The following is a 15,045-nucleotide window of genomic DNA, read 5'->3' on the forward strand; positions in this document are numbered from 1 at the left end:
TAGAAACATTGTTACCACTACTCTATAATGAACTGAAGTCATCTACTATGACGACCTCAGTACACTTCATTTTTACGATGGGGATGAGGATGTTTTAAATGCTACGAGCGTATTCTTCAGTGTAAATGCATACACCCCTTGAGCCATATCTACATCTGAAAAATGACCTGCAAACTGAAGATGTATGACCCCATGTAAAGCAGACCAAAACATCCGGACAACCAGCAACGGATCATGCTCTTTCAATGCTCCCTGCTCCATAGCGTGTATGACGGTTTGCAGAATTCGTGACAGTGCCGTTGTGGTCCCCTCCAAGCTCTGTTCATCCGGCTTGAAATCAGACAATGCCCCGCCAAACATCATTTTATAATAGGCTGAATGGAGCTGTGCAAATTCCCAGTACGCCCAGCATAGAGCTTCCAGATCAGCGAGTACGCTTTCGGTAACAGGTACTTGCTGGAAGGTTTCAGCCAATAGCCGACATCCATCCAGGTACATCTCATTGGCAAGACCATCCTTACTGCCAAAAATATTGTAAATGATCTTGGTGGAACAGCTTAATTTCTGCGCAACTCGCCGTACGGTCACAGCCTCAGGCCCTTCTTCCACAAGAAGGATGCATGCGGCATCGATGACATTTTTACGTAGCAATTGCTGCTGCTGTTGCTTCACTTCCGAATAGGTTTTATAGGGAGGCGATGGCTCGGACATGATTGAATGCACTTCCTTTTGCTTGAGGATTTTGCAAAATCCTGGCTTATTAAAAACTGTTGCTTGTTGCTACTATAATAAATTAAAGAACTACACAAGACTTTCGGGAAACGGTGTTTCCGTTAAGAATCATAGTATTCTAAGCCTGAGTATTTGTCAAATAAAAAAAGAAACACAATAAGTAGATACACTTACCGTGCTCTGGTTGATTGCTTAAAAATGAAGCTATGTTGGGTGTTTCACGATCAGTAGGCAATACCTACCCGTGTACGGATAAATTCGTAACTCTTGCATTGCCAATAAGTAAAATCAGCCGTATCCGCGGTGGTAATTTGTGAGCCACCTTCAGGCAAAAAATCTTTTTCCACGCGATAAATACCTGTCCGCGCTCCGTCCGGTAGATAGGTTGGACATACGATTGTCCAGTCTAGTGCCGATTCACGCAGCAATTCGTACACTCGCCGATGTTCCTGGGCCGCACGAGTGCTGCGTCGTCGGGTATCGTAGGACTCGTAACGATACAGGTCCGGTTCGGTCCGGCTTTGCAAAATTCCTGCCGTTCCTACCGTAATGAGCCGAGAAATGGACTGTTCCTGCATGAGCCGGATCAGCAGGGCTATATTAACGGATAAGGTAGTCGTTCCATCCGTATTCAGCGCACTGATCACAGTCGTCGCCCCACCCTTCAGCGCCTGTGCTACGTCCTCTCCATTAGTGGCATCGCCTTGTACGATTTGCAGCTGATTCCCATATCCAGGTATGTAATCCTCCAACTTGTCCGGTGAACGAACAAGGACCGTAACGGTATGACCGTCCGCTAACGCATAATCTAATATATACCGTCCTACGCGTCCGGTAGCTCCCAGCAGCAGCAAATTCATAAAGTCCTCTTTTCCGGCATGCATGCCGCTTGTCATGTTGTTTCGTTATGTCACTTGTTGGTCAACTTTCCGTGACTATTGACGGCAAAAGGGATAGAAGCGCGTGATTGGGTTCGTCTCGCTCATAGAGGCCCGTTCACGGCGCACCAGCTCCACCAGATGAGCCAGCGTCTCGGACATGGCAAACCTTAGCTGGTGAATACCCAGCTTGCCACCGAACATGGCAATGCACAGCTCATAGGCTGTGCTTCCCTCCGGTTGGATCAGCTGCTGAAATTTCTCCAGTCGTTCTTCATGATGTGCCAGCAACGCTTGCGTCCGCTCCCGAAAATAACCAAACGGATTGCGGTGCCCCGGATATGCCCACGCTACCTCCAGCTTACCTAGACGCTGCAAGCCGTCTACATAAGACTTCAACGGCTGGGCATCACTGCCCGGCAGCAGACTGATATTAGGAGAAATCTGCGGCAAAACTGCGTCACCGCAGAGGATAACACCGCTATTCGGGTCATATAAGGACATATGTCCGGGCGCATGCCCTCCCGTCTCGACGGGCAGCCAACTGCGTCCACCCCATTCCAGACGAGCGTCTATGCCGGTAGGAATAACGGTAATCTCAGGCTGTGGATTCACTTGCAAATAAGCCTGCCGCATATGTAATTCCAAGGCCGGCACTTGCTCCAAAGGAAAACCATGCTGGACAAAAAAGCTGGGAAGCCTGTTCTCCATAGCGACCGTCGATTCTGGAGCGTCCCACATCATCATCGCTTCCTTATGGCTTCGGGCTGACATATGTACACGAGCCTGACTTTGCTGCTGCATCCAGCCCGCCAATCCGTAATGATCGGGGTGATGATGAGTGACCACAATGTCCGAAATATCCCCAAAGGACATTCCCAGCTGGTGGAAGACATGCGCCCATTCTGCCTCGGTGTCCATATTGCGCGGCCCCGGGTCTACAATTGTAAAACCGTGCTCTCCCTTGAGCACATAGCTATTCACCCAGCGCAGCGGAAAGGACATGGATATTTTGACCTGAAAGCCTCCGTCTATTCGCTCACACGGTGTAAGCTCTGGCATTTTCATGGCTTCCACCCGCCTTTCTGTTTCAAGCCCGCACGCCGACAAAAATCATTCGAGGCGAAGCATCTTCAATATATTGATCTTCATTATAGCTTCCGTGTACCTGCTCTACAGATAGTCCGGCTTGCTCTAGCAATCCACGAAACTTCTCATATGGATATAGCTTCACTCGTTCATGATACACGCGCGCAGGTTCTCCCTCAGTAGGAGTCGTGCCCAGAGCAGAGGCTGCCTCAGTGCCCGTAACGGATGCAGCTGACCGAATCGCAATTTTCTTTTTCACAAATCCATCTTCAATGACCCGATGCTCCTCAATCCAATTCCCTTCATCCTCCCGCGACGAATGCGGTACCAAATGAGCGGCTACGTAAGCAGGGTTCAAATAATCTATGATAAAGCGTCCTCCCGGCTTCAACAGCCGATATATTTCCTTTAGCACTTTAAGCTGCTCCTCATCCTGTTCAAAATAACCAAAGGAGGTGAACAAATTCATCACCGCGTCATAGCTTTCATCCAGCGGCACCTCTCTCATATCCCCTTGATGCCAACTTACCCGTCCTTCGGAATCAGCTGCACGAGCTTCTCTCAGCAGCACATTGGAAAGGTCCACACCTGTCACCTGATAACCTGCATCTGCGAGCGCAAGCGAATGACGTCCCATCCCACAACATAAATCCAATACGCTGGAGCCTTGCGGTAATTTAAGCCAGGAGATCATTTTTTGCACTTCCTGATAGGCTCCCTGAAAGTCGCGATGCTTGTATACCAATAAATAATCTTCCCCAAAGCTTTGCTCGTACCATTCTGCCATATCGTTTCTCCTCCATGAACTCATTTCGCTCTATTACATACTATATTAGCTTTTTCAAACTGGAAACTCAAAAGCATTACGAATAAGGGTTTTGCAAAATCCTGAATAAGGAAACATGTTACAATAACCGTATTTGAGCTTAAATATTCATAGGAACTTCATACCAACTTCATGTGATTCACCCCATTTTATCATTAAAATGATTCATGGGAACGCCTTTAGAAGTTTTCATGAAGGAAAGGAGCGGGGAAATTATGATTCAAATTGGACTTACGGGTTGGGGCGATCACGATGACTTGTATCCAACGGGTACCAAAGCTAACCAAAAACTAAGTATCTATGGAAGCCATTTTCCGGTAGTAGAAATGGATAGCTCTTTCTATGCGGTGCAGCCCACAGATCGTATGGCACGCTGGGCGGCGGAAACCCCTGACTCTTTTTCATTTCTCGTCAAAGCCTACCAAGGCATGACTGGACATACCCGCGGCAAGCAACCTTACTTCAAAACAATAGATGCCATGTACGAAGCACTGCATGCATCGATAAAGCCTCTTCACGAAGCGGGCAAGCTCAAAGCCGTGCTGTTTCAGTACCCACCCTGGTTCGACTGTACACGTGAGAATGTCGCTGTACTGCGAGACACAAAAAATAGGATGGGAGAGGTCCCATCCGTACTTGAATTCAGACATCAAAGCTGGTTCACACCCGATTTTCGGAAACAAACGCTGGCATTCATGCGTGAAGAAGGCTGGATACACAGCGTATGCGACGAGCCGCAGGCAGGACCAGGGTCGGTTCCCATTGTGCCGTTGGCTACAGACGGTAATCTGACAATCGTACGTCTCCACGGGCGGAACATATCGGGCTGGAATCAAAGCTCTGCACCGAATTGGCGGGAGGTTCGTTATCTGTATCGGTACAATGAACAAGAGTTGACCGAATGGAGAGACAGGTTGCTGGAGCTGGAGCAGCAAAGCCGCGAGGTGTGTGTTATTTTCAACAACAACTCAGGTGGAGACGCCGCTGCTAATGCCAAGCAACTCATGACCATGCTTGGCATGGACCCTAAACCTTTTCCCCCTCGCAAGCCACACGAAGAGGATAACGGGCCGGAACAGCTTGAACTATTTTGAGGAACGGGCTGAGGGTGAGGAGTTGGAGATAGCCTCCTTGAGCTTGCGTGCATTATCCAGTAAATGCGGGTCGTCAGGTAAATAGCGTAAAGCGGTCTGGTTATGCTCATACGAAGCGTCCAGCTGACCTACATGGGCATAGCAATGGCTGAGCCGCACATGAGGTAACCAGGAGTAGCATGGTAGTGGAACAGGTCGCATACCCGGAAGGTGATGCTGTTGCTCCAATGCCTTTTCGTACCAGTACGCGGCAGTGCTCCATTCGTTTCTTGTGAAAAACCAGTCACCGATCATGCAGCACAAGTCTGATTGCGGCACACCGTATCGAAAGGAACGTAACAGACGATCCAGCTGTTGCTCCGGCTTCCCAAGGTGAAGATAGCATTCCGCCGACCGCGCACAAGCGGTAATCCGATCCTCACGGTAGCCGCTTGGCTCCTCCAACAGATGGTTGAACGCCTCTACCGCCTCGGCATATTCTTTACGGTCAAAACATTCATTGGCGTGCAAATACAGCAGACGCCCCTCCAGCTTGCCGCTTTCGCTGATCCACCGGGCGAGAATACGTTGGTTACGGAGCGTGTGGTCTTGCATTCGGCGGTGAGTTATTGCCACATCTGAATGAACGATTTGCCCCTGAGGTATCACCAGATCCTCATGCAGACGCCCTTCCCAGCGGTATTGTCGCTCACGCTTCACGAGACGGATACGGCGTGAGGTGAACAACAGTTCACCCTGCTCCCCCTCTGCCAAATGAAGTGGCATCACCACTGCGTCGATATCCTTAGACAAACGCTGCTTCAAGGCACGCAGGCGCTCACGATCCGGCTCCAGCAGCACATCGTCCGCATCCAGCCACATGACGTAGGAACACGTCGCCTTGTCAAATGATTCATTACGGGCGGCTGCAAAATCATCCTTCCATTCAAATGTATATAGCCGATCCGTATAGCGGGCCGCTATCGTCTTCGTCTGATCCGTCGACCCTGTGTCCACAATAATGATTTCATCCATCAGGTCTGCGACCGAATCCAGACAGCGGGTAAGTGTGTGCTCCTCGTTCTTTACGATCATGCACAAGCTGATGGTCAGTGGATGCTCAGTCATGACTTCACGTCATCCCCTTTACCTTTGGCTGATTCTCCCCTCGTTTTTCCGGTAGACTCGCCAGCAGTATATGCACCTCTCCTTTCAGCCTGCGTCTTGTCTAGCTGTTCGACACGTGCATACCTTTCCATCGGCAAAAGTTGTTCCTCCATATACCGGATTCGCTGTACCGCCTTGTCGAGTGCGGCCTTTCGCTGATTCATTTTGCGAACATGCTGCTGCTCCACCAGTCGAAATTGCTCCTCGTCCAGTTTCATCCACTCATTCAGATGCGCTGCCTCTGGTTTGACCTCACGCAGTTCTTTCGACTTCTTGCGGCCTGCAAAGCACAAATATTTGTGATGCACCTCCAACGCTTGTTCATCAAAATAAGGATACAACACACGGGAGAGGCTCCCGGCATAGTAAGTCCGCTTGTGATCATGAAACGGATGGTAACCATAAGGTACAGACAGGACGAGCGTACCCTTTTTATTCAACAAGCGGTAAGCATGAGCCAGCAGGTTGTCGGGATGCGCAAAATGTTCCAAAATCTCCCCTAAAATAATGGTGTCAAAGCCACCGGGAGGACGCTCAAATTGTGAAATGTCCTTTAACTGAAAGTGGACTCGTCCCCGTATGGGTGCGGATTCCTGACGAAGTTCTTTTTTTGCATAAGAAATGCTGCCCTCTTCCAAATCAATAGCCGTTACCTCAAAGCCTTCCCGCCCGAGCAAAATAGCCGTTATGCCCTGACTGCACCCAACATCCAACACCGTATGACCCTGTACATGGCGACAAATCCAGTGAATTCTATTGCGGGTGGCTTCATGAGATTCCTCCGAATTAATCTGCCCGTAATAACGTTCGTTTACCTGATCACGGTTAGCCAACAGCGGCGCCCCCTCCGGGATGCCCCAAGATCACGACATGTCCACCTGTGCAATGTGCAGTCGCATTACGTGTATCGAAGACCAGCGGGGCATGGTCGACCAACTGTTGGTAGTTCACCACAGAATGGTCTGTCGTAATGACTACGATATCTGCACTTTCCCATAGCTGGGCATTTGCCGTCCGAGATGGGATTTCTTCACCGTTCAGCTTAAAACTCGATACATACGGGTCGGTGAAGCTAACCGAAGCACCCATTTTAGTTAAATGCTCGAACAGGACAAGAGCCGGGGATTCGCGAACATCATCAATATCCTTTTTGTAGGCCACACCTGCCAGAATGATGTTGGCCTTGTTTATGGCTTTATCTTTCTGAGCAAGCATAGCTTCAATTCGCTCCGCAATATACAGCGGCATACGCCGATTCATGCGATCTGCCAAGTCCACGAATTCCAATGGAAAACCATGCTGCTCGGATTTCCATGACAAGTATAGCGGATCAACCGGGATACAGTGCCCCCCGATGCCAGGTCCCGGATAAAAAGGCATATAGCCGAATGGCTTGGTGGCCGCTGCATCCAGTACCTCCCATATATTGATGCCAATTTTCTCACAGGCGGCTGTCAACTCATTGACCATTCCAATGTTGACGCTGCGGAACGTATTCTCGAATAGCTTGGCGGCTTCCGCCACGGTCGTCGAGCTTACCGGAACAATCTGGTCCAAAAAGGACCCATAAAACCCTGCTCCCACTGCCAGACAATCCGGCGTGCAACCGCCGATCACCTTGGGTGTGTTGCGAATGTTAAAATGAACGCTACCCGGATCCACACGTTCCGGCGAGAAGCACACATAGAAATCCTTACCTACCGTCCAGCCCCTGCGCTGCTCTATCACCGGTCGAATCAGTTCCTCGGTCGTTCCCGGATAGGTGGTGCTTTCCAGAATCAACAGTGTTTGTCTACGCAAATGAGGTATAGCCTGATCAATAGCCGTTTCAATATAGGACGTATCCGGTTGGTGTCCGTCCGTCAGTGGCGTAGGCACGCAGATCACGACGATATCCGCATGCTCCAGTACCTTGATATCCGTAACCGGATGCAATTGCTGCCCGATCAGACCTTCCAATGCATCATCACCAATGTCTATGATGTACGACTTTCCTTGAAGCAGCTTGGCTACTTTGACGGGATCGGAATCCACACCATATACATTATAACCAGCCTTTGCCATTTCCACTGCCATGGGCAGCCCTACATAACCGAGGCCGATTACCGCAACCTTTACAGTTCCTTTAGTTATTTTTTCCATAAGCTGCAAAATACCCACCTCTTTCATCGTTACTCCATGCCTCGCAGTAGCTCAGCAATTCCAGCGCGATCCATTAACTCATCGTCCGAGCGATATTGATTGAAGCTCACTCGTTCCAATCCACCGTATTGGCTCAGTAAGCGCTTGTCTGCTTGCTGGGGAAGAATAACAAAATAGCGATCTTCATAGCGATACGTATGCGGCACCTCATAGGGCGAAATCAGCACCTCATGCAGCTTTTCCCCACCACGTATACCAATCTCCTTTACTTTCAACGCAGGCTGCCCCGCCTGTTCTTTCATCACTTCTGCTAGATCTGCAATATTGCAGCCCTTCATTTTCATCACTAGCGTCTCTCCCCCAACCGCCGTGACAGAAGCCTTCAGCAGCAAGCCAATCGCCTCTCCGAGCGTGAGGAAAAAGCGTGTCATATCTGGGCTCGTCAGCGTTAAATCCTGCCCATCCGCGATCTGGCGCTTGAACAGGGGCACGACACTTCCACTCGTCCCCAACACGTTGCCGCCGCGTATACACACAAAGCGAGTACGCTCACTTAAAGTGTTGGCGCGGATCATCAGTCTTTCACCTATCGCCTTCGTCATGCCATATACATTCACCGGATCTACCGCCTTGTCTGTAGAGACATCAATTACCTTGGCGACTCCCTGCTCAATGCTGGCCCGGATCACGTTTTCCGTACCGTGTACGTTCGTCTTGAAAGCCTCTTCCGGCTGTCTCTCACACACAGGGACATGCTTTAATGCCGCCAAATGGAATACATAGTCCACTCCGCGACATGCCTCCTGCAATGCCTGAAGATCTCGAATATCTCCAATCATGAAATTCAGGCGAGGATCCGATAGAAATTGCCGCTGCATGGCAATCTGTGCAAATTCACCGCGTGAGAAAATACGAATCTCCGCCGGGTCCTCCTTCAGCAATTCAGCGGTTAGGCGTTGCCCCCAAGATCCCGTTCCTCCGGTCACCAGCAGTTTTTTTCCTTTGAACAATATAATCTCCTCCTGACCGTTACGAATTGGCAATGCCTGTTCCCAGAAATTCTGCCAGCACAGCATTCATTTCATTCTCTGACAGCCGATCCTTCGCCGGCACTTTTTTCACCGAAGTATTGGCAGCATGAATGACGTTCACATAGTTGCGAAGTGGAATGATCTCATGCGGCAGCTCCGTTACATATCCGTGCGTACCCTTTCCAGGAATGACCACACGGTAATCATTCAGAAAATCTTCCACTTGATAGCGAAACACATAAAAAGAAGGCGAACGGTGAAACACCGGTGCCATCTGCCCCTCAACCGCATCCCACAGGTAACCCATCTGGTTCACCAGCGCAACCGTCTCCGATTGAAACTTGTAATCATGCAACTGTTGTACAAAGGACTGGTGATACAAATCGTCGGAATCTATTCGAGCAATGAGCAGTTCGTCCGCACCTTCGATGTACGCATGGATACGACGTTTACTTTCGATGCTCGTACCAAAACGGATGTGGTCGGGAATGGGCTCATGTCGGGCCAGCTCCTCTTCCACGATGTCACTGCATCCGCCCGCCAGCTTGACGACAGATAGGAAATCCGCATTTGTCTGACTGAGTAAACTACGCAGCGTAAAGGTTCTGAATATATCCAGTCGCTCGCTGATCCACTCACGTGTCAGGCGGTTGGGATTCATCCCATAGTTATTAAAATTAATTTCAATTACAACCTTGCGATTCATTGATCTTCCTCCCTTTCAACCGTCTTCTCTCAAGTTATGAAGACGCTCCTGAAACGGCACGTACAGATACAACGAATCTTGTAAAAATAGGTAGAATCCAAAAAGAATAGCCGTTCATACAAAAACCTTTTCGCTTTCGACATATGATAGAATACAAAGTTTTTTACTCCATCTGAAAAGTTGAACAAGCAGGAACGACAGGGAGGAAACATGATATGACGAATCCAAAGTATCTGGAGATGGACGAGGTACTGAAGCGTTTGAAGCTAGCACTCGATCAGCACCAGTCCTTTTCGCTCATTCGTATTGGAGATGGTGAAAATTTGGTGTTGGCGCAGGATACCGTCTGGCCGATGGAAAAGGTGTTACAGGAACGTTGGGCGGTCAAAGCTAATCTCGGTCAAAAGGGACTGTTTCTACCAAATACGGAGCTACGGGACGCGGTGGCTGAGGCAGTGAGCAAAGCCAGCATTACTGGCATTTTGCCATATGATGACGAATCTATTAAAGCACCATCCTATATGAAGCGGGAGCTGACCGATCAGGTCTTTGCTCACTATGCTCTTTCCCCCCCGCTGACCTGCCACGCCTGCCTGAATCGGTATTTGGCTGGGACACCCGCTTTCTGGGACATGCTGAAAAATCGACGCATTCTGCTGGTCACCCGGACGGCCGCTGAAGTAAAGCCTGTTCTTGAGGCTGATCCGTACAAGCTGCATATCGCGCACACGCTGGCATTTCATCAATATGAACAAATGCCTGAAACACTCCAATGGATCGCAGCACACAAAGATGACTTTGACATTGCCCTGTTCTCTTGTGGTGTCAATGCAGTCGTGTTAGCACAAAAAACAGCAGAAATCACTGGCAAAGTAGGTATAGACTTCGGCAAGGCGACTAATATCGTCATGTTCGGCAAAGCTAATTAATAGATAAAATAATATTTGTGAAAAAATCCACTTAGCAAGTAATCTTTGCTCCGTATATCGAAAAGGCACTAGCAAATTTCAATTTTGCTGGTGCCTTTTTGATATCATATGTGGTTCTAAAGCGTGATCAAAAAGGATAATCCATATAAAGCTTTGAGCCCTTGCTTGTTTAGAAATAGAATTTGAGATTTCCTGTCACTTCTTTTACAATATTACAGAAACTAGCATTCATTAAAAACCATGAGGAGGGTGTTAAAATGTCACATAACAAGAGATTGAAGACATACACACTTACAAAAGCAAAGCATATAAAGGTTCATGGTCGAACTACGCAAACACGTACACCGCTTACTCTATTTTGGACAGGCAGTGGCATTGAATTGAATATCAAAGGCTCAGAGCTGTGGATTGAAATTGAGGCCGATTACCAGGTGTATGAGCCCTGGATCAGTATTGTCATCAATGGTGTCCCGATGAGTCGCCTGATGGTGACTGCAGGACGGCATTGGATCTGTCTTTTGAGAGGGTTAAACCCTGATACAGTCAAAAATGTCCGTGTGGTCAAGGATGTCCAGCCTATGAGTTCGGACCCGCACTGCTTGTTGCAAATTCATGCCCTGAAGGTTGACGGAGAATTGCTACCGGTCACTGATAAGCCCCTCAAGGTGGAATTTATCGGTGACAGCATTACCTCGGGAGAAGGAACGATTGGAGCGAAGGACGAGACAGACTGGGTTCCCATGCTGTTCACAGCACTACGCAATTATACAGCCATAACAGCCGAAGCACTAAATGCGGACTACCGAGTGTTTTCACAAAGCGGCTGGGGTGTCCTAACGGGCTGGGATAATAATCCCGATACGAACATACCGGCATATTATGAACAGATATGTGGTGTGCTGACCGGTGAGAGAAATGAAGCATTAGGGGCATTTTCAGATCATGATTTTACCTCATGGCAGCCGGACGTGGTCGTAGTGAATTTGGGGACTAATGACGGGGGAGCCTTTTATTCTCCTGCATGGACGGACCCAGCAAGCGGTAAAGTGTACAAGCAACGCTTGAACGAGGACGGCACATTCAATGAAGAAGATTTACAAGCTTTTGAAAGCGCTATCGAATGTTTTCTTGTCAAGCTTCGGAATTGCAATCCTGCGGCTCATATTGTATGGGCCTATGGGATGCTGGATACTCCTATGATGCCCTCAATCTACCGATCAGTAGATGCATACAAGAAAAGAACGAGGGATGGGAATGTGTCTGTATTCCAACTGCCTAACACGACGGAAGAAACGATAGGGTCTCGCAGCCATCCCGGGCTCCCCGCCCATACCAAAGCGGCAGATGAGTTGACAGTGTATTTGCGAGAGATTCTTAAGAAATAGAATCCGAGAAGCACGATCAACTTTGTAGAACACGCTCATAAAGGAAATTACAACAACTAGGTCATTTGTGCTCTCAGTGTTGTTGAGAATTATAGCCACGAGTCTGTAGCAGCTGTCTGTCTATGCTCGTGGCTAGTTGAGCTTCTGCGCAGCGGCCTATCCTAGGAGAACCACGAACAGGCAGCGAGTATTTACTAAAGAAATATTCACCTGATATATTTACAGAAACGGAGTCGAAGCGATGCCCGTGAATACCTCTGGACCATTACGAACAGTGGTCGAAACACCAGAAATATAAGAAGAATATACTGTTTGTATTGCCAATGGAGCGGATAGATCCTGTGCATTAAAAGCTTGCGTTTCATTAGATCCGGTCACGCCCAGTACCCCCTCGGCGCGGTAGACTACCTCGCTCGGATCATAGTCGGCTCCACGCACGATTTCAACTGCATACGTATCGCCAAGCTCACCGATTAGACCAATGGAACCACTAAAAGTCACAATCGGACCTGGCACAAGAAAGGTTCGCAGAGTAATCAAACCGAATCGCTCCGGTATAGGACCCAGTTGAATATCGGGACCTTCACCTGTCTTTGATGAATTGGTGGAGCTTCTCATATCCAGAAAAAAACCCATACCTTATCCCTCCAAATTGCAAGATACTCCATGTTATGCAAGAAATTCTTTGGCGTATTGGACAAATTAGTAATAAATCTATCAATTCAGCTCAAAATAACCGATAGTAAATACATATGATATAAGCTTTAGAAATGAATATATAGATAGAAAGCAGGGGTTAGATGAAACGACTGAAAACATTAACACTACGCAAGAAATTGACCGCAGCATTCCTTCTGGTCATGCTTGTTCCTAGTATTATTGTAAGTTCTTTTTCTTATCAAGCAGCATATAACCAGACGGACCGCCAATTACTTGATAGTGCGACAACTAGCGTTACTGCATCCGATCGTGCAGTTACTCAAACGATTCAAGCCAAAATCGCGGATCTCGAATATTACTCTACAACGATGACGGCTAGTGATAACAGTGCTGAAGCAGATGATGCCATTCTAAAAAGATTACAAGTTTATTTGAAAATGCACGCGGAAGCTGTTGATATGTTTGTAGGAACCCCCGAAGGTAAGCTCATTATTGGCAAAGCCGTAGGCTCCACAAACGATCCTCGTGAGCGCCCGTGGTACAAACAGGCCCTGGAGAAACCCGGTCAAACCGTAATCAGCCCTGTTGGACTCAATACGGCTAAGATCCCCGTTGTGTATATTTCACGTACACTTCCCGACAACAGCGGTGTTCTCGGCCTTTCCCTGAACCTGAAAAATTTGAAAGAAATCACAAATTTAAAAATCGGACAAAATGGCTATATTATGATATTAGATGGTACCAAACGTATCGTTACCCACCCGACAGAAGTCAGCGGAAGTACCAAAATGGGAGAAACAATACCCAAACTGTTTGACTCTAAGGAAGGCAGCTTTAACTACGATCTTAATGGCGTAGATAAACACCTGATTTTCAAAACCAATGCGCTGACAGGCTGGAAAATTGCCGGCACAATGGACAAAGCAGAAACCAGTGCCTCCGCCCAACCGATTCTTATCACGACGATCGTAGTGTTGGTGATTGCAGCCATCATCATTGGCGTGCTCGCAATGTGGCTAATCAGCAGTATACTTAAGCCTATCCAAAGATTGCGTAATTCTATGGATGCCATCAGCCAAGGTAATCTTTCGATTAACGTGGCTACGACCAGTACAGATGAAATTGGTGAATTATCAAGATATTTTCAACAAATGGTAGATAACCTGCGTAACATGATTAGAGAAATTCAAGCGATGACTGGCAATTTGTCGGCATCCTCGCAAGAGCTTGCAGCAGGTGCAGAACAAACGACCCGGGCTATCGAGCATGTGACCATAGCCATTCAAGATGTGGCTGCTGGCAGCGAACGCCAAGTGGGCAGTGCTAAAGCTAATCAGACACGGGTTAGCGGCATGGCAACAGACATCACCGCTATGACCGAAACTATGGCTGAAATGACTACTTACTCCGCACAGGCCATTCAGGCGTCGGATGCAGGCAGTGAGCATATCGGCAACAGCGTCGTTTCCATTGATGGCATTCGCACTACCGTGGAAGAACTGGACACCATTATCGGTGCTTTGAATGATCGATCTGGACGAATTGGAACGATTGTTACTGTCATTACGGAAATCGCCAGCCAGACTAATCTGCTCGCATTGAACGCTTCTATTGAAGCGGCACGCGCAGGGGAGCATGGTAAAGGTTTTGCTGTCGTGGCCACAGAGGTCCGCAAGCTGGCTGAAAACTCAGCTCATTCCGCACAACAAATTCGTGAACAGATTCAAGGGATACAGAGCGGTGTATCTGAAGCCCTGACCGCTATGGAATCCGCCAAGGAACGCGTAAGCGAAGGTATCAATTCCATTGACCTATCCGGTCGCTCCTTCTCACGCATCCGTAGAGCGGTAGCCAAATCAGCGAAGCAGCTGGATAACGTCGCAGCTTCTACCGCTGGAGTCGCAGATGGAACAAGTACAGTCGTCAGCAGCATGGAGGAAATTACACGCATCGCTGAAGAAGCGGCATCCCATACGGAGACCGTGTCCGCAGCCGCTGAGGAGCAGCTCGCCTCCATGGAAGAGATCGGTTCGTCTGCCGCAGATTTGACCCGTCTGGCAGAACAGCTTCAAGATTTACTGACACAATTCCAATTGGATGAAACAAAATAACCGTTCCAACCGATAAATATAGAGAAAGAGTCTTCACAATGAAGGAGGGTTGGAACATGGATATCGCAGCATTATCAACAGGTATGAGTCAGGCCAGCTTGGCTCAAGCCGCAAGTGTGAAGGTATTAAGTATGGCTACGGATCAGGCCAGTGAACAAGGACAGGCTTTAGTGCAGATGATGGAAAAAAGCGTACAGCCTCATCTCGGGGGTCAACTGGACATTCGCGCATAAGTACATCCATATGCTTGGTTAGGGGCGATTCTGCTCAGGTCTGGACAGACCCGGGTAGAATCGTTTTTTTATCTCCCTATTTT

Annotated in this window: 15 protein-coding genes; 5 read left to right on the plus strand and 10 right to left on the minus strand. The window is 48.4% G+C overall.

Annotated features, from left to right (window positions below):
• Positions 1 to 72: 72 nt before the first annotated feature.
• The 4 genes from ACYCS5_RS08655 to ACYCS5_RS08670 form a co-directional block, all read right to left on the minus strand.
• On the minus strand, positions 73 to 711 hold the full coding sequence (locus tag ACYCS5_RS08655) for a TetR/AcrR family transcriptional regulator (RefSeq protein WP_029518356.1): 639 nt from the start codon (positions 709 to 711) through the stop codon (positions 73 to 75).
• Positions 712 to 956: 245 nt separating this feature from the next.
• On the minus strand, positions 957 to 1,592 hold the full coding sequence (locus ACYCS5_RS08660) for an NAD(P)-dependent oxidoreductase (protein WP_029518355.1): 636 nt from the start codon (positions 1,590 to 1,592) through the stop codon (positions 957 to 959).
• Positions 1,593 to 1,667: 75 nt separating this feature from the next.
• Entirely contained in the window at positions 1,668 to 2,678 is a 1,011-nt protein-coding gene (locus tag ACYCS5_RS08665; protein WP_029518354.1) for an MBL fold metallo-hydrolase, read from the minus strand.
• 22 nt (positions 2,679 to 2,700) lie between these two features.
• Complete coding sequence (locus tag ACYCS5_RS08670; RefSeq protein WP_165148715.1) at positions 2,701 to 3,486, minus strand: class I SAM-dependent methyltransferase; 786 nt, start codon at positions 3,484 to 3,486, stop codon at positions 2,701 to 2,703.
• A 254-nt stretch (positions 3,487 to 3,740) separates the two neighbouring features.
• Between ACYCS5_RS08670 and ACYCS5_RS08675 the strand changes: the two genes are divergently transcribed.
• A complete protein-coding gene (locus ACYCS5_RS08675) occupies positions 3,741 to 4,619 on the plus strand; it encodes a DUF72 domain-containing protein (RefSeq protein ID WP_459760938.1) in 879 nt (292 codons plus the stop codon).
• Here the strand turns inward: ACYCS5_RS08675 and ACYCS5_RS08680 are convergent.
• The 5 genes from ACYCS5_RS08680 to ACYCS5_RS08700 are packed head-to-tail and all read right to left on the minus strand — an operon-like array spanning position 4,611 to position 9,644.
• Positions 4,611 to 5,726 carry a tetratricopeptide repeat-containing glycosyltransferase family 2 protein gene (locus ACYCS5_RS08680; RefSeq protein ID WP_459760939.1) on the minus strand — a complete coding sequence of 372 codons (1,116 nt, stop codon included), beginning with the start codon at positions 5,724 to 5,726 and terminating at the stop codon, positions 4,611 to 4,613. The genes ACYCS5_RS08675 and ACYCS5_RS08680 overlap by 9 nt on opposite strands.
• The gene (locus tag ACYCS5_RS08685; RefSeq protein WP_459760940.1) at positions 5,723 to 6,598 is read right to left on the minus strand and encodes a class I SAM-dependent methyltransferase; all 876 of its coding nucleotides are present in this window, start codon (positions 6,596 to 6,598) and stop codon (positions 5,723 to 5,725) included. Before ACYCS5_RS08685 ends, ACYCS5_RS08680 begins: the two co-directional genes overlap by 4 nt.
• Complete coding sequence (locus tag ACYCS5_RS08690) at positions 6,591 to 7,934, minus strand: nucleotide sugar dehydrogenase (protein ID WP_165148875.1); 1,344 nt, start codon at positions 7,932 to 7,934, stop codon at positions 6,591 to 6,593. Before ACYCS5_RS08690 ends, ACYCS5_RS08685 begins: the two co-directional genes overlap by 8 nt.
• A gap of 2 nt (positions 7,935 to 7,936) precedes the next feature.
• Entirely contained in the window at positions 7,937 to 8,917 is a 981-nt protein-coding gene (locus tag ACYCS5_RS08695) for a polysaccharide biosynthesis protein (protein ID WP_165148706.1), read from the minus strand.
• Between the two features lie 19 nt (positions 8,918 to 8,936).
• Positions 8,937 to 9,644, minus strand: a complete 708-nt coding sequence (locus ACYCS5_RS08700; protein WP_029518347.1) for a glycosyltransferase family A protein — start codon at positions 9,642 to 9,644, stop codon at positions 8,937 to 8,939.
• 215 nt (positions 9,645 to 9,859) lie between these two features.
• On the opposite strand from ACYCS5_RS08700, the gene ACYCS5_RS08705 reads away from it, so the two are divergent.
• Together ACYCS5_RS08705 and ACYCS5_RS08710 are read left to right on the plus strand one after the other, a co-directional pair.
• Positions 9,860 to 10,573, plus strand: a complete 714-nt coding sequence (locus tag ACYCS5_RS08705; RefSeq protein WP_165148703.1) for a GT-D fold domain-containing glycosyltransferase — start codon at positions 9,860 to 9,862, stop codon at positions 10,571 to 10,573.
• A gap of 257 nt (positions 10,574 to 10,830) precedes the next feature.
• Positions 10,831 to 11,958 (plus strand): SGNH/GDSL hydrolase family protein, encoded by a 1,128-nt coding sequence (locus ACYCS5_RS08710; RefSeq protein WP_165148700.1) that lies wholly within the window; start codon positions 10,831 to 10,833, stop codon positions 11,956 to 11,958.
• Between the two features lie 219 nt (positions 11,959 to 12,177).
• Here ACYCS5_RS08710 and ACYCS5_RS08715 read toward each other — a convergent pair whose 3' ends face one another.
• Entirely contained in the window at positions 12,178 to 12,594 is a 417-nt protein-coding gene (locus ACYCS5_RS08715; protein ID WP_069011025.1) for a hypothetical protein, read from the minus strand.
• A 164-nt stretch (positions 12,595 to 12,758) separates the two neighbouring features.
• On the opposite strand from ACYCS5_RS08715, the gene ACYCS5_RS08720 reads away from it, so the two are divergent.
• Positions 12,759 to 14,729, plus strand: coding sequence for a methyl-accepting chemotaxis protein (locus ACYCS5_RS08720; RefSeq protein ID WP_069011024.1), 1,971 nt, complete (start codon positions 12,759 to 12,761; stop codon positions 14,727 to 14,729).
• Between the two features lie 56 nt (positions 14,730 to 14,785).
• A complete protein-coding gene (locus ACYCS5_RS08725; protein ID WP_165148697.1) occupies positions 14,786 to 14,962 on the plus strand; it encodes a YjfB family protein in 177 nt (58 codons plus the stop codon).
• Positions 14,963 to 15,045 lie beyond the last annotated feature (83 nt).

This window comes from Paenibacillus sp. SEL3, assembly GCF_054602585.1.